Raw genomic sequence first — 21,092 nt, forward strand, 5'->3', positions numbered from 1 at the left:
CATTTCACCCGCCTTGCCAGGCGATCGGTATCGCCGGAATGCACCAGATCGGGCACCTGTGGCGTCTAGCGTCCCGTGGTATGGGTGTGACGGACCGGCCGACGGGTTTCCCGCAGCGGTGGTGGCGTGCCCTTGAACGGCACCCTCCACCAGTCCCCGGCCTGGCCACGGACCGCTGGCGCAGCCCGCTGCGCGGTCCGTGGCTCACCGCCGTCTACGGCGCCGTGCTCCTCCTCGGGCTGCCGCTGGTGATCATCACCGGGCTGCTCGACTACGCCGCCTACGGCCCCCAGTTCGGCCAGGCCCTCCCCCGCGAGGTGGGCTGGTTACGGCTGCCGCCATTCGACTGGCCGACTCGGCCGTCCTGGCTGTTCCGGGTCACCCAGGGGTTGCACGTGACGCTCGGCATCATCCTGATTCCCGTGGTGCTGGGGAAGCTCTGGTCGGTGATCCCGAAACTCTTCAGCTGGCCACCGGCCCGCTCCCTGGCCCAGGTGCTCGAACGGCTGTCCCTCCTCCTGCTGGTTGGTGGCATCCTCTTCGAGATTGCGACCGGCCTACTCAACATCCAGTACGCCTACCTGTTCGGCTTCGACTTCTACACCGCGCACTACTTCGGAGCCTGGGTCTTCATCGCGGCGTTCGTGGCGCACGTGACGCTGAAGCTGCCCCGGATGGTCAGCGCACTCCGATCCCGGCCGGCCCTGCGGGACCGCAACCGACCCGGGCAGCACGAGCCCCTGCAAGCTGAGCTGCGTACCCCGCTGGCCGCGACCCGACCCGAGCCACCCGATCCGGACGACCTAGTGGCCACCGCACCCGGCGCGCCGACGATGAGCCGACGCGGCACGATAGCCCTGGTCGGTGGTCTGTCCCTGCTGCTCGGCGCCCTCACGATCGGGCAGACCCTCGACGGACCCTGGCGCCGCACCGCGCTGCTGCTGCCCCGCGGACGTCAGCCCGGCACCGGCCCGAACGGCTTCCCGATCAACCGCACCGCCGCCGCGGCAGGCATCCCCAAGGACGAGACCGGGCACCGCTGGCGGTTGACCGTGCGGAGCGGCGATCGCCTCGTCACCCTCGACCGTCCCCGCCTGCTCGCCATGGGCCAGCACACCGCCCGCCTGCCGATCGCCTGCGTGGAGGGGTGGTCGACCCGACAAACCTGGTCAGGCGTACGACTGCGTGACCTCGCCGCCCTGGTCGGTGTGGACGATCCGGCGTCGGCGCAGGTGCGATCACTGGAGAAGGCCGGGTTGTTCAACCAGGCGATCCTCCAGGCCAACCAGGTCCTCGACGGCGACTCCCTACTCGCTCTACGGGTCAACGGTGCCGACCTCTCGGCCGACCACGGCTTCCCCGCCCGGGTGATCGTCCCCGCCCTGCCTGGCGTGCACTGCACGAAATGGGTCACCGAGATCACCTTCCGGACCAGCGTCGATGGCTGAGCCTCTCCCCCGATTCCGAGCGGCCTACGGATCGTCCCTCCAGCACCTGGTCCTCCTGATCGCCTGCTTCACCCTCACCGGCTGGGTCGCGCTCCGACTCGCCGACGAGGCCACGGCTGGCCGGATGCTGCTCTGGTTCGTCGGGGCGGCCGTCGCCCACGACCTCGTCCTCTTTCCGATCTACGCCTCGGCCGACCGGGTGCTGCGCGGCGCGCTCGGGCGCTCCGGCCCCGCCGGCCCGGATGGCCGATCGCCCGCTGCACACCACTCGATACCGGGCCGCGCGGGGCAGCCCTCACCGTTGAACCACATCCGGGTGCCGGTGCTCGCCAGCGGGCTGCTGTTCCTGGTGTATCTCCCCGGCATCCTGCGGCAGGGCCAGGAAACCTATCTCGCCGCCACCGGTCAGAACCAGCATCCGTACCTGGCCCGCTGGCTGGTAGTCACCGCCGCGCTGTTCCTGGTCAGCGGCGTCTGGTACCTCGTGCGGCAGATCCGCTGGCGACGGGTCGACGGGTCCGCGCGTTGAACGGGTGATCCCCGGCCGCTGTCCGCAGGAAGGCACGAGCATGACCAGGTACGCGGAACTGCCCCAAGCCGAGGTGGGGGTGATCGGTGGCAGTGGCCTCTACCACCTGGTAGCCGGCGGCACGGCGGTCGAGGTTTCCACCCCGTACGGCCGCCCGTCCGACCCGGTCACCGTCGGACACGTCGGCGACCGCTCGGTGGCGTTCCTGCCGCGGCACGGCGCCGACCACCGGTTCCCCCCGCACCGCATCAACTACCGAGCCAACCTCTGGGCACTGCGCGCGCTCGGGGTACGCCAGATCCTCGCACCCTGCGCCGTCGGATCCCTCACCACGGCACTGGCCCCCGGGGCGCTGGTCCTCCCCGACCAGATGGTCGACCGGACCAGCGGACGAGCCTGCACCTACTTCGACGACGGTGCGGTCCACACGTCGTTCGCCGACCCGTACTGCCCGAACGGACGCACGACTGTCGCCGCTGCCGCCCGTCATGTCGGATACGAACCCGTCGTCGGCGCCATCATGGTGGTGGTGGAAGGCCCACGCTTCTCCACGCGAGCGGAGTCACAGTGGTACGCCCGCCAGGGCTGGCAGCTGATCAATATGACCGGGCACCCAGAAGCGATCCTCGCCCGTGAACTGGAGCTGTGCTACACCCCCATCGCCGTAGTCACCGACCTCGACGCTGGACTCGACGCAGCCGACGCGGTCCGCCACGCCGAGGTGCTGCGCATCTTCGCCGCAAACGTCGAGCGACTACGTGAGGTGCTCTACCAGGCCATTCCGGCACTGCCGCCCGACCCGTCCACCTGCGCCTGCGGGCGAGGCCACGAGGGCGTCCCGCTTCCGATCACCCTGCCCTGACACACGGTGAGGAACGGGTGAAGGACAAACAGCTCGCAGCCTGTCGCCAGCGCGGTGGCTGGCTAACGCGCTGAACGCGGGGAAAGGCTGGCACCACCGGCCCTTCCCGCGCCGTTCGCAGCAGCTGTTCGCCCCGGGAGCTGCCACGAACGTGCCGTGCTGGCGAGAGGCGACGGCAACCTGCCGCTGCACGCGTCGCCGTGAGGCGCCGCCGCCTCGTCACCACACACCCAAAGGGCAGATGACGGGAAGGCTCGACCTGCCGCGCTTCAGCCCCATGGGGGTGAACGCGTGGGGCACCAAGCGGGTGATGCGAGTGTCGGTCAGTCCGGCGTCTCGGGCCGCCGACGAACGATGCCGGTCTTGGTCGCTGCGACTTCACCCATGCGTTACGGGTATAGGTTGACGGGATGGACATCGTCGCCGGCGAGGGTGCGGTCGGTCGCGATTCACCTAGACCCTCGCCAGCGCGAGGGCGAGGGTCTCAGCGCAGGTGGCACCGACCCCCTGGGGTCGATGCGCACATATGAGTCGTCGCGGCTCGCGTCCCCACGCGAGAGGAAGTTGATCTCGCGTGGGTATCCATGAACTCTGGTGTCCGAGGGGGGACTTGAACCCCCACGCCCTATACGGGCACTAGCACCTCAAGCTAGCGCGTCTGCCATTCCGCCACCCGGACCTACACGTTCAGCCTACCTTGCCGACCAGATGATCTTGCCACCCGATGGTCGGTACGGCGGGCCGCACGGGGAGTTACTGTACACGCCGCCCGTGGATCATGCACATCGCCTTCCGACGCCTTTCTCCCGGCGCTTCCGTCGCTGCTCACAGGGCCGCGGACCCGCCGTCGACCCGCCGCCCGGGGCGTGTCTGGGTAGCGTCCGGTGGCCCTCTGCCGGCAGCATTGCCACGTGTCCCATCCCTCCCCCCTGGCAGCCGCCCAGCACCGGGCCCTCGCCGTGCGCGCCACAGGTGACCTCAAGGCCGCCCGGCAGTTGCTCGCGGAGGCCGTCGGATCCGCTCCCCCGCCGTACGGCGTGGATCATCCTGAGATGCTGCACACCGCTCACCTGCTGGCGCGACTGCACCGTGAGGCGGACGATCTACTCGCCTCCCGCCGCGTGCTGGAGGAGGCGTTCGCGGCGGGCGAGCGGCGTTGGGAGCATTCCAACCCGGTGATGCTCGCGCTCGCCTTCGAACTGGCCGAGGTCGCGGAGGAACTGGGCAACCGGCACGAGGCCCGTCGCAACTACACCCGCGTCGCCACCGCCGGGCCGGCCACCCTCGGGGAGCACCACCCGTCGGTACGCGCCGCCCGCGCCTACCTCGGCCCATCCGCGCCGACGCCGACCGAGCAGGATGGGCCGGTCTCCGATCCGGCCCCGGTCGACGCGGCGGCGGAGTCCGGCGTCCGGTCGGCACTGTCCGGCCCGACCCTGTCCATGGCGACCCTGGCCGCGATGCGGCCCTCCGCCGATGGCCTGGCGCCCGCCAACTCGCCCTGGCCTCCGCCGACCGCACCCCAGGCAACCCCTCCGGGGGTACACGGCCCCGCCGCACCCCAGTCACCCGGCAACGCCGCCGCACCCGGGGTGGCGCCCCGCCAACGCGCCGACGAGCAACCACCCGGGTCCGCCCGGCCGGCGGTCAGCCAGCCATCCCAGCCAGTGTCGGAGAGCCAGCCGCTCCGACTGGGGGCGGACGGCCAGCCGACCCAGCCGAGCGCCCAGGGCCAAACACCCCGGCAACGGACTGAGAGCCAGCCACCACCGTCTGGTCAGCGGCCCCCACCGCCACCGACGGCCGGGCCGACCGCCCCGCCCCGTCAGCGGACGGGCGAGCAGTCGACCCACCCGGCGGTCGACGTGCCGCACCCGTCGTCGACCCCACCCGCCCCGGCGCCGGCCGTCCCGGCGCCAACGTCGGGGCCGCCGGCACCTCCGTGGGACAACCCCACGATCCAGGTACGACAGATCGAACCGCTCCTCGCCGAGGAGGCTGCCCGAGCCGCAGCTGGACCCGCCGGGGCGACCGGACCGGTCGTCGCGTCCGCCGTCGACGTGACAACGTCGGGTCGACCGTCCCCGGCGGCCGGGCAACCAGGGCCGGCGCATCCGGTCAGCGGACCACCAGGCGCTGCACCACCGGCCACGACGCCGCCCGGCCACCCCCACCCGGTCTCCGGGCCACCGGCACACCCGTCCCCGACGTCCGCACCACCAGTCTCCGCACCGCCCGGACACGCCTACCCCGTCTCCGCACCACCCGGGCAGACCTACCCGGTCTCCGCACCACCCGGGTACACCCAGCCCGTCTCCGCACCACCCGGGCAGACCTACCCGGTCTCCGCACCGCCCAGGCACACCCAGCCCGTCTCCGCGAGGTTCGATCAGACCGAGGTGATCCCGGCCGTCCAGCCGGACAGCGATCCGACCAGGGGTGACGCCATGTCGGCCCCGTCCGTCGCCTTCCAGCCAGCGCCGACCGCCGCATGGTCGAGTGCCGTCGTGCCGTCCGCCGAGCCAACCCCGGCGGCCTGGTCGACGGACGCAGGCGTCGAGGCGGCGGGGTCGCGGCCGACCGCGCCGCGAGCGGCACCGCCGAACCACCACGACCAGTACCCAACGCACGACCAGTACCCGACGCAGGGCCAGTACCCGACGCACGACCAGTACCCGAGGCAGGACCAGTACCCCAGGCAGGACCAGTACCCGCCGCAGGGCCAGTACCCGACGCACGATCGGTACCCCACGCACGACCCGTACCCACGCCGGGAGCACCAGCCGGCGCAGGTGCCGTACCCGGGTCAGCAGTACCACCCGGTGCACGACGGGCACCGGCCCTCGTACGCGGGTGAAGGCGGGTCGGCGGGGCGCAACCGGGCGACGCTGATCGGGGCGGCGGTGGCGGCCGGGGTGGCCGTCGTGGCGGTGGCCGGCCTGGGTGTGGTGGTGTTGACCCGCGACGATCCGCCGCCCGCGGGGACCTCGCCGACCGCTGCGGCGCAGGCGTCGGTCGGGCCACCCCCCGGCGATCTGCAGCTCCGCGACGACGCGACCACCATCACGCTGACCTGGACGGACCCGTCCGGCGGTGCGGTGCCGTTCATGGTCGCCGCCGGTCGGGCCGGGCAGCCCCTGGGGGTGATGGCCACCGTGGACCCGGGTGCGACGAGCTACACGGTCAACGGGTTGAACTCGCGGCTGGATCACTGTTTCACGGTGTTGGCGGTCTACTCCACCGACAGCTTCGCGACCTCCGGACAGGTCTGTACGACGCGGGAGCGCACCACCCCGTCGAGCGGCAGGCCGTCGGGCCGACCGTCGCCGAGCTGAGGCGTGCCGAGCTGAGGTGCGGGCTGAACCGAGCTGAGCTGGGCGTCCACTGCGCACACGCTCGGTATCCACAGGGGTGACGGTGCGGGTTCCCCCGTCACCAGCAGCGCCATATGATGGCACCCGGCTCAGGGGAGGGGTGGCCGCGATGCGCGTCACCTGCCATGACTTACGGGAGGCAGCCGGCTGTGGCCAGCATCGAGGACGCCGTACAGACCAACGCCCCCCGCTCCCGGCTGCGCGGCGGGCTGGTGACCGTCGGCACGGTGGCCGCGCTGCTGGCGGCCATGGGTCTGACCGTCCTCGGGCTCGGCGCGGCCGACAACGCGGTGGCCAACTACGACGCGAGTTCGTGGCTGTGGAGCGCGGCGCGCAGCGAGCTGGCCCGGGTCAACGGGGTCACCGCCAAGGTGGACACCCGCACCGAGATCCCCAACGCCGTCCGGCACCCGATGCAGATCACCCAGACCGACCGGCTGCTGGTCCTGCGTGACCTGCACACCGGGCAGGTCAGCTCACTGGACCTGGCCACGCTGCAGCTCACCGCGACCACCCGGACCACCCCTGGCCTCGGTGTGAGTGTCGCTCTGCACGAAGATTCGGCGTTCGTCGTCGACGCCGTGCAGGGCATCGTGCGGCAGCTCGACCCGCGGTCGCTGACCCCGGTCGGCGAGCCGGTGCACTATCCCCCGGGCATCACCGGCGGGACGTTCGACGGCGAGGGCCGGCTCTGGATCGCGGTGCCGAGCCAGGGCACCGTCTCGGCGATCACCGCCGCCACGTTGCCGTCCACGCCAGCCTCGGCCGCGCCCGCCGGCCCTGGGCTCAGCCCGAAGCAGGTCGAGTCCTACGACGTCGCCGAGGCGAGCCACGAGCTTGTGGTGTCCACCCTGGACGAGGGGGTGGCGGTGCTCGACCGCACAGCCGGGAAGCTGGTGCGGGTGCAGCAGGGCAAGGTTCACCCGACGCCGTTGACGCTGTCCGGTGCGGCGGCGATGCCCACGCGCACCAGCGGGCAGCGGGTTCCGGTCACCGTGCCCGCCGAACGGCGGGTGTTGGTGGTGGGTGACGGTGGGGAGGAGCAGGCGTTCACGGTGCCGGGCGAGGGCGACCGGCTCAGTCCGGCGGTGGCCTGGGCGGACCGGTTCTACTGCGCCGACGAGGCCACCGGCACGATCTACGCCTTCGACGCGGGTGGTCAGCTGGTCGAGACCATCAAGGGGCGGGCGAACGGGCCGCTGGAGCTTGAGGTGCGGGAGAATCGCCTGTTCATCAACTCTCCCGACGCGGCGACCGCCCGGGTGGTGGACGACAAGCACCAGGTGCGCGATGTCGACAAGTACGCCAACGACGTGCTCGGCGGCGACCCGCCACCGGTTGCCCCGCCGCCGCCCCCGCCGCCGCCGAAGAAGCCCCGCGTGAACAAGCCGAGCGCGCCGCGCAGTGTCACCGCCGCCGCCGGCAACGCGCAGGCGCGGGTGAGCTGGCGGCCGGCCGCCGCGAACGGCGCCGAGATCATCAAGTACGTGGTGGAGGGTGGCGGCCAGCGCCTGGAGGTGGGTGCCAACCAACGCGCGGTGGAGGTCACGGGTCTGACCAACGGCGAGACGTACCGTTTCGCGGTGCACGCTGTCAACGCCAAGGGCGACGGTCCGCCGCGCACCAGCAACCCGGTGATCCCGACGGCCGCGGTGCCCGACCCGCCGGCGAGCGCGACCGCCCAGGAGCGACCGGACGGCACGGTGCTGGTGACGTGGCCGGCGGCGAACGGCCAGGGCAACACCATCGCGCGGTACGCGGTGACGGCCAGTTCGGCGGGGACGAACGCGCCGGTCGGTGAGTCGACGAAGACCGAGCTGGTGGTGCCCGCCGGTGAGTTGGAGTTCGGCACCCAGTACGCGTTCACGGTTGTGGCGGTCAACGACAAGGGCGCCGGTTCGGCGGCGTCGCCGGTCAGCAACACGGTGGTGCCCTTCACGACGCCCGGTGCGCCGCTCGACCTGCGGGCCGCCACGGTCGCCGACCAGCCGGGCGCGGTCACCGTGCAGTGGGCGCCCGCCGAGGCCAACGGCCGACCGGTGTCGAAATACCTGGTGGACGTCGGTGGACGGGCCAGCGAGGTGAACGACACCCGCACGACCGTCACCGGGCTGGGCAACGGCCAGAACGTGGTGGTGAAGGTGAAGGCGGTCAACGAGGCGGGTCCCGGCCCGGAGGCCACCGCCACCGCGCGTACGGTCGCCGAGCCACGGGTCACGGTGACCGGCTCGTCGTCGACGGCCACCGCGGCGACCGTGACGTTCACGGTGGACGCGGGCGGCGGTCAGGCCACCTGCGCGGTGAGCACGCCGGGTGAGCCGACGAAGGCCGGGGCGTGCTCCAGCATCACGATGACCGGACTGACGCCGGGCACGGCGTACGCGTTCACGGTGACGGCCACCAACGCCGCCGGTAAGGGCACGGCCACGAAGGGCGAGACCACCCAACCGCTGTACGGGATCGCGACCTGCCGCAATGGCGCTTCCGGGCCGGAGGCGAGCTACTGCACCCGGGAGGTTGCCGGCGCGCGCAACGGCAACGAGATCTTCAAGGTTACCGAGCAGGACAATGACCGGCAGGCAGGATGGGTGGCCAACGGGACCCGGCTGAAGGCGTTCTGCAAGAAGTCGGGCGAAGAGGTCTACGCGTACATCTACAACAACGACAAGCGCAGCACCTGGTGGGTGCAGGTCGAGTACGAGGGGAAGAACTACATTCCCTGGGCCTGGCTCAACCTGGAGGGCGGCGACAACATCAACGTCCTGCCCACCTGCTGAACCACCAGGCAAGGAGCACCGCCGACCGTGAACACCCACGAGCCGCTCACCCAGCCGGAGGTGCAGGGTTTCGCTGCCCTGGCCGCCCGGCTGGCCGAGAACGTCAACGCGGTGGTGCTCGGCAAACCGCAGGTGGTTCGGCTGGCGCTGACCGCGCTCTTCGCGCAGGGTCACGTGCTCCTGGAGGACGTGCCGGGCGTCGGTAAGACGACCCTGGCGCGGGCCATCGCCGCCACGGTGAAGGGGCAGTGGCGGCGCATCCAGTTCACGCCCGACCTGCTCCCGTCGGACGTGTCCGGGGTGACCATCTTCAACCAGGCGAGCCGGGACTTCGAGTTTCATCCGGGGCCGGTCTTCGCCAACATCGTCATCGCCGACGAGATCAACCGGGCGTCGCCGAAGACCCAGTCGGCGCTGCTGGAGGTGATGGAGGAACGCACCGTCACCGTGGACGGGGTCCGGCACCCGGTGCCGTCGCCGTTCCTGGTGGTGGCAACGCAGAACCCGGTGGAGATGGACGGCACCTACCGGCTCCCCGAGGCGCAGCTGGACCGTTTCCTGGTGAAGCTGTCCGTCGGCTACCCGGACGAGGCGGTCGAGGTGGAGGTGCTGCGCGGCGCGACCGTGCGCTCCCCCGAGGCGCTCGCCCCGGTCACCGACACGGCCACCGTCGGGGAGATGGTCCGGATGGCCCGTCGGGTGCACATCGCCGAGCCGCTCTACGCGTACGCGGTCCGGTTGGCCGCCGCGACCCGCACCCACCCGCAGGTGCGGGTCGGGGTCAGTCCCCGGGGCGTGATCGCGTTGACCCGCGCGGCGTGCTCGTACGCGCTCATCGACGGGCGAGGTTGGATCATGCCGGAGGATCTGAAGGCGCTCGTCGAGTCGGTGTTCGCGCATCGGCTGCTGCTGACGCCGGACGCCCAGGTGCGCGGGCTGACCGCCGCCGAGGTGCTGCGTCAGGCCGTCGCCTCGGTGCCGGTGCCACTGCCGTCGGGGCAGCCCGCTCCGGTGCAGGGCTGACCGGCACCAGCGCGATGGGGATCACCGCCCGTGGGATCGGGCTGCTCGTCGCCGCCGTGGTGCTGCTGGCTGTGGGTTTCCGGTTCGCGTACCCCGAGTTGACGTTGCTGGGCGCGGCGGCCGGCGCGGCCGTCGGCTACGCCGCGCTGGTCGCGGCCTGGCGGCCCCGGCTGACGGTGACCCGCCACGCCGATCCGGACCGGGTGGCCCGCGGCGAGCCGGCGAGCATGAGTTTGACCGTGCGCAACGCGGGCCGGCTGCGGTCGGCGAACCTGCTGGCCGAGGACCGGTGCGGGGAACGCAGTGTGCCGGTGCCGGTGTTGCGCCTGCGGCCCGGTCGGGACACCGAGGTCCGCTACGACGTGCCGACCCATCGGCGTGGGGTGGTGCCGGTGGGGCCGCTGCGGGTGACCCGACGCGATCCGCTGGGGTTGGTGGCGTTGGCCCGCCCGTACGGCGCGGCGGTGCCGGTCTGGGTCTACCCCCGGGTGCATCCGCTGACGGCGGTGCCGCGCGGTGCGGGGCGCAGCCTCGACGGCCGGGTGGACGGGGTGCCGCACGGGTCGATCACGTTCGACTCGTTGCGGGAGTACGTGGTGGGCGACGAGTTGCGTCGGGTGCACTGGCGGACCAGCGCCCGGGTGGGTGAGCTGATGGTGCGGGAGAACGTGGACACCAGCCTGCCGCACCTGATCGTGCTGCTGGACAATCGCGCCGTCGCGCACCCTCAGCGGGTGGGTGGGGTGGCGGAGTCGTTCGAGGCGGCGTGCGAGGCGGCGGCGTCGATCGTCACCGCCGCACACCGTGCCGACCTGCCGGTGGTGTTGTTGTTCGCCGGCGCGGAGCCGGCCGCGCCGGGTGGGACGCCGGACGTCGGCGCGGCGCTCGGTCCGCTGGACCGGCTCGCTGCCGCCGCGCTCTCGGATGCCGACGAGGCGGTCCGCGCGGCTGCCACCCGGCTGCGCCAGGACCGGCTCGGTGACACGTTGATCTTCCTGACCGGGCCGGGTGGGCGGGACGACCTGGGGCACGTCGGCGCGCTGCGGGGCGCGTACCCGTCGGTGGTGGTCGGGGTGTTCGGCGCGGCCGAGCCGACGCCGCCGGGCGCGGCCGGCCTGGTGGTGGTCGACGCTGCGGACGGCGCGCAGTTCGCCGCCGAGTGGGACGGGGTACGCCGGTGGTGACGCGTGCCGGACGAGTGCTGCGGGCGGCGGTCGTCCCGCTGGTGCTGATCGGGTTGATCGCGCTGGCCGGGGTGGTGCTGGGCCGGGTGTACGCGGGAAACCTGCTGATCGGGCTGGTCGTCGGTGCGGCGGCCGGTTCGGTGCTGGTCAGCGTGGCCGCCCGGCGGCTGCCGTCCTGGTTGGTGGCGCCGGTGTCGGTGGCCGCGATGGCCGGCTGGACACTGTGGTCACTGCGGCTGGCCGCCGATCGGGCCGAGCTTCCGGGTGGTCTGCTGGAGATCACCGCTGACGCCGCGCGCAACGGTATTCCGCGGCTGCTGACCGCGATGATCCCGGTGGAGCCCACTCCGGACACGGTGCTGGTGCCCGTGGTGGCGGCCTGGCTGGCCGGGCTGGCCGGTGCGGAGGTCGCCTTGCGCACCGGCCGGGTGCTGCTGGGCTACCTGCCGGCGGCGGGGCTCTACGCCGCCGCCCTCTACGTGGTGGGTCCGAATGCCGCCCCGGCGGTCGGGGTGACGGTGGCGTTCGTCGCGGTCGCGGCGGCTGGTCTGGCGACCCCCACCGGTACCGCGTCGGCCGCCGCCGACCCCACTGCCGAGCTGGCTCCCCGGGTACGCGCGGCGGTGCGGCTGCGGCTGGCCACCAGCGCGGCACTCGGGGTGGCGCTGGTGGTCGGGCTGGTCGCGCTGCTCGCACCGGTCGTCGCCGACCAGGTCGACGGCCGGCCGGTGGACCCCCGCCGGTACGTGGAGCCGCCGCAGGTGCAGACGCTCGACGAGAACCCGTTGATTCGGATCTCCGGCTGGGCGCTGCGCCCGGAGCAGAAGCTCCTCGACGTGAGCACGGAGCGGACCGGTGTCGCACCTCCCGCGTCCGGTAGCGCCCCACCGGGGGACGAGCCGGCCGGCGACGCCGGTCGCGGTGTGCGGATGCGGTTGGCGGTGCTCAGCGACTACGACGGGGTGACCTGGCGGGTCGGTGCGACGTACCGCAACGCGGGGCGGATCCTGCCGGCCCCCGCCCCGTCCCGGGACAGCACGGTGGAGACCGTCCGCCAGCAGATCACCGTGGCGGAGCTGAGCGGTCGGCTGCTGCCCGCTGTGGCGACGCCCCGGGAGGTCAGCGGCGCACGGGTGGCGTACGACCCGGCGAGCGGGACGCTGATCCGGCCGGAGGGGTTGACGCCGGGGCTGCGGTACGCGGTGACCTCCGCCGAGGAACAGCCGGACTCGAACCTGTTGGCCACTGCGAACGTGCCCGCCGGCGAGGAGGTGGCCCGGGTGCTGCGGGTGGCCGACGGGGTGCCCGACCCGATGCGCCGGCTGGCCACGCAGCTCGCCGAGGACAACGGCGCCCCGTTCGCGCGGGCTCTGGCGATCGAGCAGTTCCTGGCCGAGCACTACCGGGTGGTGGCGGACGCGCCGAGCGGGCACGCGTACCCGAATCTGGGTTTCTTTCTCTTCGGGCCCCGCGCCGGCGGTGGGCAGGAGGGCACCTCGGAGCAGTTCGCGGCGGCGTTCGCGGTGCTCGGCCGGTTGTCCGGGCTGCCGACCCGGGTGGTGGTGGGTTTCCGGGCCGGCGGGCAGGGGCCGGTGCTCGCCGGTGACGCGTTCGCCTGGCCGGAGGTGCTGTTCGACGGGCTGGGTTGGGTGCCGTTCGATCCGCTGCCCCGCCCGAACGAGCAGCCGAGGCCGGTGGAGGAGGACTTCCGTCCGACACCGGAGGATCCGCCACCGTCGGAGGCGCCGGCGCCCACCGTGGAGCCCACCGCGTCACCGGAGCCGGTCGCCGCTGGTGACGGTCCGCCCGGCCGGGGCGGCGTGTCCACTCCGCTGCTGGTCGCCGGCGGCAGCGGCGGTCTGCTGCTGCTGGTCGGGGCGCTGCTGCTCACCCTGCTGGCGATGCGCCGTTCACTCACCCGCGCCCGGCTGGTCCGGGGTGACCCCGGTCAGCGCATCGCCGGCGCCTGGCGGGAGGTCACCGACGCGCTCCGGCTGGCCGGCCGCCCGGTCGGCGACGACCTGGCCGCCACCGAGGTGGCCGGACACGCCCGCCAGGCCCTCGCCGCCGCCCGAGCGGAGACGACCGCCGACAGCACGACCCCCGACGGTACGACCGACGGCCCGGCCGTCGACGATCTGGCTGCCCTGCTCAACCAGGTGGGCTTCGCCCCGGGCGCCGCGACACCCGACCAGGCCGCCCGCGCCGCCGAGGTGGCGATGGCCTATGTGCACAGCCTGCGCTCCGCGCGTCCCTGGTGGCGGCGCCTCCTCTGGTCGGTGCACCCCACTCCCCTGCGCCGCGCCCGCCGGTCCCCGCGGTGATCACGAGCTTCGCGTCGACCGCGGCCCGCTCCGGACGCGAACCTCTTGATCACCGGCGCAGCTCCGGTGGCCGAAACACGGTGGCGGTCTGGTGCCGCAGCGATGACCATCAGAGGGTGGATCAGCACACGAGCGACATCGTCGACTACTACACGGTGCGCTACCGCGAGGACCAACGTCTGTCCGCCCGGCCGCAGGCCCGACTGGAGTGGATCCGCACGAGCGAGCTGCTGCGGGCTCTCCTGCCCGGCCCGGGCGCCCGGGTGCTGGACATCGGTGGGGGCACCGGCGAGTACGCGCGGATGCTTGTGGACGCCGGCTACGAGGTCCGCCTGGTCGACCTGGTGCCGAGTCACGTGGCGCAGGCCCGCGCCGGACAGCCTCCGGTCGAGGCGGAGGTCGGCGACGCTCGTGCGCTGCCCGATGCCGACGGGAGGTACGACGCCGCGCTGCTCCTGGGTCCCCTCTACCACCTGGTGCGCCGCGTCGATCGGATCCAGGCTCTGCGGGAGGCCGTGCGGGTCACGCGTCCCGGCGGTCACGTCGTGGCCGCTGTCATCTCACGCTTCGCCGGCCCGCTGGACTTCGCCGCCACCGGGCGACTGGACGGGAGGCTGCTCGACGAGGCCGGGGCGCTGCTCACCAACGGCGTCAACGACGCACGGATCGGTTTCACCCATGCCTACTTCCATCGGGTCGAGGAACTGACCGACGAGTGTTTCGCCGCCGGGCTGACCGACGTCGTCGTACACGGGGTGGAAGGCCCGGCCTGGACCGCGGCGGAGGCGGCGGCACACGGGCCGACACCGGACGCGGTCTTCGCCGCGGCGTTGGACCTCGCCCGGCTCTACAGCAGCGAACCGGCGCTGATCGGTTCGAGTGCCCATCTCCTGGCCGCCGGACGCGTCCCGCTGCCCTAACGGGTCAGGCGGCGGACGAGTTTGCGCATGCCGGCCTGCCAACCGTCCGGGTCCTCGGCGCGGCGACGGGCGTAGTCGGCGACCTCCGGGTGCGGCAGGATCAGGAACCGTTCCTCGGCCAGCCCGGCGACGGCTGCCTCGGCGACCTGGTCCGGGGTGAGCACCGCACCGGACGCGGCGACCACCCGCGCGCCGAGATGCCCCTCGGCGAGCCCTTCGGTGAGCATCGGGGTGTCCACCCCCTGCGGGCAGAGCGCGCTGACCCGGATGCCCCGGTCCCGGTAGGTGATGGCGAGCCACTCCGCGAACCCCACCGAGGCGTGCTTCGTCGCGGTGTACGCGGCGTCGCCCACCGCGGTCAGCACGCCCGCCGCCGAGCAGGTGTGCAGCAGGTGCCCGCCACCCCGGGCGAGCATGCCGGGCAGCACCGCGCGGGACGAGTAGACGTGAGCGAGCACGTTGACCCGCCACGCCCGGTCCCAGCCGGCGTCGTCGACCTCCACTCCCCCGCCGGTGGTCACTCCCGCGTTGGCGCAGAACAGGTCGATCCGGCCGTAGCGCTCCTCGGTGTCGGCGACCAGGTCGCGTACCTGCTCCTCGTCGGTGACGTCGAGGGCGATGGCGTGCGCGACCGGGCCGATCCCCTCGGCCACCGCGTCCGCCGCTTCGGGGTCCAGGTCGGCGACCACCACGGCGGCGGCACCCTCCGCGGCGAAGCGGCGGGACAGCGCGGCCCCGATGCCGCCGGCCCCGCCGGTGACCACCACGATCCGGTCGGTGAGGTTCACGCGGACGCTCCTACGGGGTCGGCGCCCAACTGGGCGATGAGGCTGAGCAACGCGGCCGCGCCGCCGGCGGTGACCTCCGGGGTGGGCAGCAGCGCCATGATCGGCACGTCGACACCGGCGTCGGCGTAGCGGCGCACCTCGGCGCGGCACCGCTGCGGTGCGCCGTGCAGCACCAACGCGTCGACCACGTCGTCGGGCACCGCCGCGCTGGCGCCGCGTCGGTCACCGGCGGCCCAGGCCGCCCACATGGGCGCGAGCGTCTCGTCCCGGCCGAGCCAGCGGTGGAACTCGGCGTACGCGGGAACCGTGAGGTAGCTGGTGATGAGCCGGCGGCCCAGTGCTCGGGCGTACGCGGCGTCCTCGGTGGGGCAGACGAAGATCCGGGCGGCGACCTCGAAGCCGGTACGCCGTTCGCCCAGCTCGGCGAGGGCACGTGGCACGTCGTCGGCGCTGAGCCAGTTGAGGATGACACCGTCGGCCTCGGCACCGGCCAGCCGGAGCATCCCCGGGCGCAGCGCGGCCAGCAGGATCGGTGGCGGCACCGCCGGTGGTTGTTCTAGCGTGAACCGGCGGATGGTGAACGTGTCGTAGGCCTGGTCGACGGTCTGGCCGCCCAGCGCGGCGCGCAGGAAGCGCAGCATGTCGCGGGTGCGGCGGAACGGCTCGTCGAACGGCACGGCGTTCCAGTCCCGGACGAGCACGGGTGAGGACGCGCCGATGCCGAGGGTGAACCGGCCCGGCGCGGCCTCGGCCATCGCCGCCGCGCTCATCGCCAACAGGCCGGGACCCCGGGTGAAGACCGGCGCGATCGCGGTGCCCAGCCGCAGCCCCGGTTCCCAGGCCGCGGCGAGCGCCAACGGGGTGAACGCGTCGGTCCCGGCGACCTCGGACGACCAGACGTCGGTGAACCCCGCCCGCTCGAGGGCCGCGTAGGCCGCGTCGTGGTGCGCCAGCGCGATCCCGCCCAACGGCACCGTCATGCCCCATCGATTCGTCACCGATCGATCGTGCCCGTTGACGGGGGTACGGGCAAGATCCCCGGGTTGGGCAGAATCGCCGGTTTCCGGCCGAGCGTACCGGCGCGGATGCTACGACTTCGAAGTGAACCGGACCAACGGCGCAGGCCGCTGACCATGGATTCCAGGGCAGCGGGGCACCTGGAGCCGGCCAAGCGCGACCCGGGCCGGGCGACCTTCCTGGAGCTTTTCTTCGACCTGGTGTTCGTCTTCGCGCTCACCCGGATCTCCGCGCGCGCGTTCGAGGACCTGACCGACGGGCCGGCTCGGGAGCATGGCTGGGCGGCGGTCACCGGGAGCGGCAAGACGTTGCTGCTGCTGCTCGCACTCTGGTCGGTCTGGCAGGGCACCGCGTGGACGACCAGCCGCTACGACCCGTACCGGGTGCCGCTGCAGACCGTGGTGATCACCGCGTTGGTGTGCAGCATGGTGCTCGGGGTGGCGATCCCCCGGGCGTTCAGCGACACCGCGCTGATGTTCGCGGTGGCGTACGTGGTCGCGCAGGTGACCCGACCGGTGATCCTGTCGCTCGCGCTGGGCGCCCACCCGTACCGCCGGCTGAAGGTACGCATGGCTGTGGTGTTCTCCGTCAGCGGGGTGTTCTGGATAACCGGGGCGCTGCTGAGCACCAACGCGCAGGTCACGCTCTGGACGGCGGCGCTGGCCATCGAGTACCTGGCTGCCCGGTGCGGCTGGCCGGTGCCGTGGCTGGGTCGCTCGACGGTCTCCAAGTGGGAGATCGCCGGGGAACACCTGGCGGAGCGCTACCAGCAGTTCTTCCTCGTCGCGCTGGGCGAGACGATCCTGGTGGCGGGTTTCGCGTACAGCGAGGGACCGTACGAGTCGGGGCACGTGTGGGCGTTCGCGCTCGCGTTGGCCACGTCGATCATGCTGTGGCGGATCTACGTCCAGCGGGCCGGGCGGATCCTGGGCGAGGCGGTGGTGAAGGCCCGGCACCCCGCCTCCATCGGCCGGTCGGCCGCCGACACCCACCTGGTGATGGTGGTCGGTCTCGCGGCCACCGCGATCGGTTACGAGCTGATCATCCATAATCCGCTGGAACAGATCCCGGGGGCGTGGCTGGCCATGGCGCTCGGTGGGCCGGCCCTGTTCCTGGCCGGGCGGGCCCGTCTGGAGTACGAGGTGTTCGCGCGGGTGTCGCCGTCCCGGTGGATCGCCCTGCTGGTGTTGGCGGCGTCGGCGGTGCCACTGCTGTTCCTGCCCGGTGTGGCCGCCAGCGCGGTCGGGGTGTTCGTGTTGGCCGCCGTCGCGGTCGTCGACGCCCGCCGGGCGCGCGGTGCCCCACCGGAGGCCGCCACGCCGCCCTTCTGAGCCGGCACGGTACGACGACGTCCGGCGCTAGTCTCGGCGGGTGACCTTCTCGCTCGTCGCCCGCTCCGCCGACGGTCGCCGGCACGGCGTCGTCGTCGCCAGCAAGTTCCTCGCCGCCGGGGCGCTGGTGCCGGCCGCCGCCGCCGAGGTCGGCGCGCTGGCCACCCAGGCGCACGTCAACCTCGCCTACCGTCCGCAGGGCCTCACCCTGCTGCGCACGGGGGTGGCCCCGGCCGACGTGGTGGCCGGGCTGATCGCCGCGGACCCCGAGCGGGAGCACCGCCAACTCGGCGTGGTGGGCGTCGACGGAACGGGTGCCACCTGGACCGGACCGGCCTGCCACCCGTGGGCGGGCGGACGGGCCGGCGACGGCTGGGCCGCGCAGGGCAACGTGCTCACCGGCCCGGAGGTCGTCGACGCGCTGGCCGGCGCCTGGCTGACCGGGTCGGCGCTGCCGTTCGCCGAGCGGTTGGTCGCCGCGTTGCGGGCCGGCGACGAGGCCGGCGGCGACCGGCGGGGTCGGCAGAGCGCCGGCCTGCTGGTGGTCGAGCGCGGCGGCGGGTACGGCGGCACCAGCGACGTGCTCGTCGACCTCCGGGTGGACGATCACCCGGACCCGGTCGCCGAGCTGGGCCGGCTGCTCGCCGTGCACACCATGCTGTTCAGCCGGCCCGACCCGACCACCCTGCTGGACCTGAGCGGCGCGGTCGCCGACGAGGTGGCGGCGTTGCTCGCCGCGCTGGGCCATCCGGTGGCCGACGGTGGCACGGAAGCGGCGTTGGTCTCCTGGGCGGGGCTGGAGAACCTCGAGGAGCGGCTGGTGCCGGGCCGGATCGACCCGGTGGTGCTGACGCACCTGCGCGGCGTCGCCCCGCACGTCCCCGCACCCCGCGCCGCGAGCTGACCTCGACCGTCCAGCAGCGTCCGAAGCCGGCGCGCGGGGCAGCCAGCAGCGTCCGAAGCCGGCGCGCGGGGCAGCCAGCAGCGCGCGGGTCAGCGGCCGAAGGCGAGCCAGCGGAAGCCGGCGGCGTCAATCGCGGCCCGTTCCGGGACGGTCAGCGCCGCCCGTCCGGTGGTCTTACGGATCAGGGTCAGCTGGTCCCAGCGCAATCCCGCCGGTGTCGGTCGGCCCCCGGTGAGCAGGTCGGCGATCACCTCGGCCGCCGGAGGAGTGAGCCAGGGCGGCCGGCCCAGCGCGGCGGCCAGGTCCAGACCGTGCACGCCCACCTCGACGACCCGGGTCCGCAGGAACTCGGTGACGCCCATCGCGTCGCCGTGCCGGGTCCGTACGACGCGATCGGGCGGCGCGGCGGCGACCGCGGCATCGGTGGCCCGCCAAGCGCGGTCCATCGCGGTCGCCAACGTCGCGCGGTCCACCCGCGACGCGTCGCGGCGGCCTCCGGCGATCCGGTCGGCGTCGACAGACGGGGTGAACTTCGCCCTGCCGAAGTAGCCGGCGGCGTCGACCTCGGCGCGGGGCGGGGCGGGCGCGGCGAGCATGTCGGTCAGCCGACCGACTCCGGTCCGCACGTGCGCGATCAACTCCCGGACCGTCCACGGTACGCAGTTGGTGGGCCGGTCCAGGTCGGCGTCGACCAGCTCGGCGAGGATCTCGGTGAGCTGCGCGCACTCCGCGGAGAACGCCACGCGGACCCGGTCCATCGGTCCGCTCAGCCCTTGACCCTGGGCACCAGCCGGTGCACGACGGTGAGCACCAACGCCATCACCACCGCCATCGTGCCGGCGATCCCGGCGGCGCTGCCCGAATACCCGACGAACAGGGGCTGGCGGCTCAGCTCGTCCGGGCCGGTGTCGCGCAGGCCGACCAGCCAGCTGAGGGACAGCCCGCAGGCGACCAGGCCGAGCACCCCGGCCGCCCCGAGCACCAGCACGGCCGTGCGGTGCGCGTCGCCGGGAGCGACCTCGGCCTGCTCCCGCTGGGTGATCAGCAGGACCAGCCCGGCCAGCGCCGCCCAGACACCCACCACCAGGTACGCGGCGATCGCGTCGCTGGGCCGGTGCCAGCCGGCGGAGAGGGTGGCGACGCCCGCGATGGCGGCATAGGCCGCGGCGAGGAAGGCGCCGACCGCCCGCACCTTGGCCGGCAACACGAGCACGAGCGCGACCGCCACCGCCGCGGCGACCGTGGTGTGCCCGCTGGGCAGGCTGTTGCCCACCGCCGAGCGCTCCGGGTCGACGCCGTAGTCGGGCCGGTTCAGCCCGTACTTCAACAGCTGGGTCGAGACGTTCGCCCCGGCGATCAGGAGGGTCGCGGTGATCGCCAGGGCGAACCGTCCCCGGATCAGCGCGATGAACCCGATCATCGCGGTGGCGGCCACGAGGGAGACCACCGACATCGCGTTGAGGATCCGGTCGACAGGACCTTCGATGGTGTCCTGCCCGATCCGGTTGCCGGTGAGAGCGACGGTGTCGACCCACTGGCCGATCTCGGTGTGCACGGCGACCCGCCACACGGCGAGGAAGGCAGCCGTCTGGACGAGGGCCAGTACGACCAACCAGACCGCGGTCCAACCCCGTGCCGTCGCGCGCATCCGCACACCGTAGCGGCAGGTGTCGGCCAGCCGACCGGTGGCCCGCCGCCCGCCGGTGGTTAGGTTGTGCCAGAGCGAGGAGGCGGCGATGGGCGGACCAGCGGAGCACGACAGTGGCCCGGCCGCACCCGACCCGGACCAGCGGTCGGGCTCCGGTGGGCGGGCGCGGGCCGAGTCGCTCGCGGACCTGCTGGGCGGGCGTGGCGGCGCCGTCGACGCCACCCTGCCACCGCTCGCATTCGCGGCGGGTTGGTTGCTGGGCGGCGAGTCGCTGTGGGGTGGGATCGGCGCGGCGCTGGCGGTGGGCGCGGTGGTGGCCGGCGTACGGCTGCGCCGGGGTGACCGGCCGCGCTCGGTGCTGATCGGCCTGCTGGCCGTCTGCGTCGCGGCGCTGATCGCGGTGCGCACCGGCCGGGCCGAGGACTTCTTTCTCATTCAGGTGCTGTCCAACGCCGCAAGCGCTCTCGCCTGGGCGGTCAGCATCGTGGTGCGCTGGCCGCTGCTCGGTGTGTTGGTCGGCGGTGTGCTGGGCCAGCGCACCCGGTGGCGGCGCGACCGGGCGCTGCTGCGCGGCTACGGCCGGGCGAGTTGGGTGTGGACGGCGACCTACCTGGTGCGGCTGGCGGTGTTCGTGCCGCTGTATCTGGGTGGGCAGGTCCTCGCACTGGTGGTGGCCCGGGTGGCTCTGACCTGGCCGCTGGTGGCCGCGGCGCTGGCACTGAGCTGGGTGGTGCTGCGGCGGTCGTTGCCGGCCGGGCACCCCGGTCTGCGTCATCCGGTGGGTGGAGAGCCGTCGGCACCGCCGAGCTGACCAGGGGCGGGCGGGGGCGGTACGGGCAAAAAAGTGGAGAGGCCGCCACGGGGGGAGCGGCCTCTCCGGTGACGTACGTTACTCCGTTGCGGACCTCGGCGTGATCCCGTGACGGCCCGAATTTCTGGGCTTTTTCGCGGTTGGCTCCAGTC

The 21,092-nt window shown here is 73.3% G+C and carries 16 protein-coding genes and 1 tRNA gene; 12 read left to right on the plus strand and 5 right to left on the minus strand.

Annotated features, from left to right (window positions below; translation table 11 throughout):
* Nucleotides 1-80: 80 nt before the first annotated feature.
* Genes AB0O48_RS20550 through AB0O48_RS20560 form a run of 3 tightly spaced genes read left to right on the plus strand, consistent with a single transcriptional unit; the run spans nt 81 to nt 2,839 of the window.
* Nucleotides 81-1,448 (plus strand): molybdopterin-dependent oxidoreductase, encoded by a 1,368-nt coding sequence (locus AB0O48_RS20550; protein WP_365067559.1) that lies wholly within the window; start codon nt 81-83, stop codon nt 1,446-1,448.
* Nucleotides 1,441-1,977, plus strand: coding sequence for a hypothetical protein (locus tag AB0O48_RS20555; RefSeq protein WP_365067561.1), 537 nt, complete (start codon nt 1,441-1,443; stop codon nt 1,975-1,977). Before AB0O48_RS20550 ends, AB0O48_RS20555 begins: the two co-directional genes overlap by 8 nt.
* Nucleotides 1,978-2,017: 40 nt before the next feature.
* Nucleotides 2,018-2,839 carry an S-methyl-5'-thioadenosine phosphorylase gene (locus AB0O48_RS20560; RefSeq protein WP_365067564.1) on the plus strand — a complete coding sequence of 274 codons (822 nt, stop codon included), beginning with the start codon at nt 2,018-2,020 and terminating at the stop codon, nt 2,837-2,839.
* A 592-nt stretch (nt 2,840-3,431) separates the two neighbouring features.
* Here the strand turns inward: AB0O48_RS20560 and AB0O48_RS20565 are convergent.
* Nucleotides 3,432-3,518 (minus strand) — tRNA-Leu (locus AB0O48_RS20565).
* Between the two features lie 232 nt (nt 3,519-3,750).
* Between AB0O48_RS20565 and AB0O48_RS20570 the strand changes: the two genes are divergently transcribed.
* From AB0O48_RS20570 to AB0O48_RS20595, 6 genes are all read left to right on the plus strand, one after another.
* The gene (locus AB0O48_RS20570) at nt 3,751-6,174 is read left to right on the plus strand and encodes a hypothetical protein (protein ID WP_365067567.1); all 2,424 of its coding nucleotides are present in this window, start codon (nt 3,751-3,753) and stop codon (nt 6,172-6,174) included.
* A 188-nt stretch (nt 6,175-6,362) separates the two neighbouring features.
* A complete protein-coding gene (locus tag AB0O48_RS20575; protein WP_357248408.1) occupies nt 6,363-8,990 on the plus strand; it encodes a fibronectin type III domain-containing protein in 2,628 nt (875 codons plus the stop codon).
* A gap of 27 nt (nt 8,991-9,017) precedes the next feature.
* Entirely contained in the window at nt 9,018-10,013 is a 996-nt protein-coding gene (locus AB0O48_RS20580) for a MoxR family ATPase (RefSeq protein ID WP_357248411.1), read from the plus strand.
* 14 nt (nt 10,014-10,027) lie between these two features.
* Nucleotides 10,028-11,197, plus strand: coding sequence for a DUF58 domain-containing protein (locus tag AB0O48_RS20585; RefSeq protein WP_365067571.1), 1,170 nt, complete (start codon nt 10,028-10,030; stop codon nt 11,195-11,197).
* The gene (locus AB0O48_RS20590; RefSeq protein ID WP_365067574.1) at nt 11,191-13,521 is read left to right on the plus strand and encodes a transglutaminaseTgpA domain-containing protein; all 2,331 of its coding nucleotides are present in this window, start codon (nt 11,191-11,193) and stop codon (nt 13,519-13,521) included. Before AB0O48_RS20585 ends, AB0O48_RS20590 begins: the two co-directional genes overlap by 7 nt.
* A 116-nt stretch (nt 13,522-13,637) precedes the next feature.
* Nucleotides 13,638-14,441: a class I SAM-dependent methyltransferase gene (locus AB0O48_RS20595; protein WP_357248420.1), complete on the plus strand. Its 804-nt coding sequence runs from the start codon at nt 13,638-13,640 to the stop codon at nt 14,439-14,441.
* Here AB0O48_RS20595 and AB0O48_RS20600 read toward each other — a convergent pair.
* Both AB0O48_RS20600 and AB0O48_RS20605 read right to left on the minus strand, forming a co-directional pair.
* Nucleotides 14,438-15,229, minus strand: coding sequence for an SDR family oxidoreductase (locus tag AB0O48_RS20600; RefSeq protein ID WP_357572249.1), 792 nt, complete (start codon nt 15,227-15,229; stop codon nt 14,438-14,440). The two genes, AB0O48_RS20595 and AB0O48_RS20600, sit on opposite strands and share 4 nt — an antisense overlap.
* Nucleotides 15,226-16,209 carry an LLM class F420-dependent oxidoreductase gene (locus AB0O48_RS20605; protein WP_365067693.1) on the minus strand — a complete coding sequence of 328 codons (984 nt, stop codon included), beginning with the start codon at nt 16,207-16,209 and terminating at the stop codon, nt 15,226-15,228. The genes AB0O48_RS20600 and AB0O48_RS20605 overlap by 4 nt, the downstream gene beginning before the upstream one ends.
* A gap of 153 nt (nt 16,210-16,362) precedes the next feature.
* Between AB0O48_RS20605 and AB0O48_RS20610 the strand changes: the two genes are divergently transcribed.
* Both AB0O48_RS20610 and AB0O48_RS20615 read left to right on the plus strand, forming a co-directional pair.
* The gene (locus AB0O48_RS20610) at nt 16,363-17,577 is read left to right on the plus strand and encodes a low temperature requirement protein A (protein WP_357248426.1); all 1,215 of its coding nucleotides are present in this window, start codon (nt 16,363-16,365) and stop codon (nt 17,575-17,577) included.
* Nucleotides 17,578-17,617: 40 nt separating this feature from the next.
* Nucleotides 17,618-18,481, plus strand: coding sequence for a DUF1028 domain-containing protein (locus AB0O48_RS20615; protein ID WP_357572247.1), 864 nt, complete (start codon nt 17,618-17,620; stop codon nt 18,479-18,481).
* A gap of 89 nt (nt 18,482-18,570) precedes the next feature.
* Here the strand turns inward: AB0O48_RS20615 and AB0O48_RS20620 are convergent, their stop codons facing one another.
* Together AB0O48_RS20620 and AB0O48_RS20625 are read right to left on the minus strand one after the other, a co-directional pair.
* Complete coding sequence (locus AB0O48_RS20620; protein WP_357572246.1) at nt 18,571-19,239, minus strand: maleylpyruvate isomerase N-terminal domain-containing protein; 669 nt, start codon at nt 19,237-19,239, stop codon at nt 18,571-18,573.
* Between the two features lie 8 nt (nt 19,240-19,247).
* Entirely contained in the window at nt 19,248-20,135 is an 888-nt protein-coding gene (locus AB0O48_RS20625; RefSeq protein WP_357572245.1) for a phosphatase PAP2 family protein, read from the minus strand.
* A gap of 82 nt (nt 20,136-20,217) precedes the next feature.
* Between AB0O48_RS20625 and AB0O48_RS20630 the strand changes: the two genes are divergently transcribed.
* On the plus strand, nt 20,218-20,940 hold the full coding sequence (locus AB0O48_RS20630) for a DUF3159 domain-containing protein (RefSeq protein WP_365067581.1): 723 nt from the start codon (nt 20,218-20,220) through the stop codon (nt 20,938-20,940).
* The last annotated feature ends 152 nt before the right edge of the window (nt 20,941-21,092 follow it).

Origin of the sequence: Micromonospora sp. NPDC085948 (assembly GCF_040686315.1) — a bacterium.
Classification (GTDB): domain Bacteria; phylum Actinomycetota; class Actinomycetes; order Mycobacteriales; family Micromonosporaceae; genus Micromonospora.

Coding starts and splice junctions, on each gene's coding strand:
- AB0O48_RS20620 (WP_357572246.1), bottom strand. CDS start 19,239: ATGGACCGGGTCCGCGTGGCGTTCTCCGCGGAGTGCGCGCAGCTCACC.
- AB0O48_RS20555 (WP_365067561.1), top strand. CDS start 1,441: ATGGCTGAGCCTCTCCCCCGATTCCGAGCGGCCTACGGATCGTCCCTC.
- AB0O48_RS20605 (WP_365067693.1), bottom strand. CDS start 16,209: ATGACGGTGCCGTTGGGCGGGATCGCGCTGGCGCACCACGACGCGGCC.
- AB0O48_RS20550 (WP_365067559.1), top strand. CDS start 81: ATGGGTGTGACGGACCGGCCGACGGGTTTCCCGCAGCGGTGGTGGCGT.
- AB0O48_RS20610 (WP_357248426.1), top strand. CDS start 16,363: ATGGATTCCAGGGCAGCGGGGCACCTGGAGCCGGCCAAGCGCGACCCG.
- AB0O48_RS20560 (WP_365067564.1), top strand. CDS start 2,018: ATGACCAGGTACGCGGAACTGCCCCAAGCCGAGGTGGGGGTGATCGGT.
- AB0O48_RS20585 (WP_365067571.1), top strand. CDS start 10,028: ATGGGGATCACCGCCCGTGGGATCGGGCTGCTCGTCGCCGCCGTGGTG.
- AB0O48_RS20630 (WP_365067581.1), top strand. CDS start 20,218: ATGGGCGGACCAGCGGAGCACGACAGTGGCCCGGCCGCACCCGACCCG.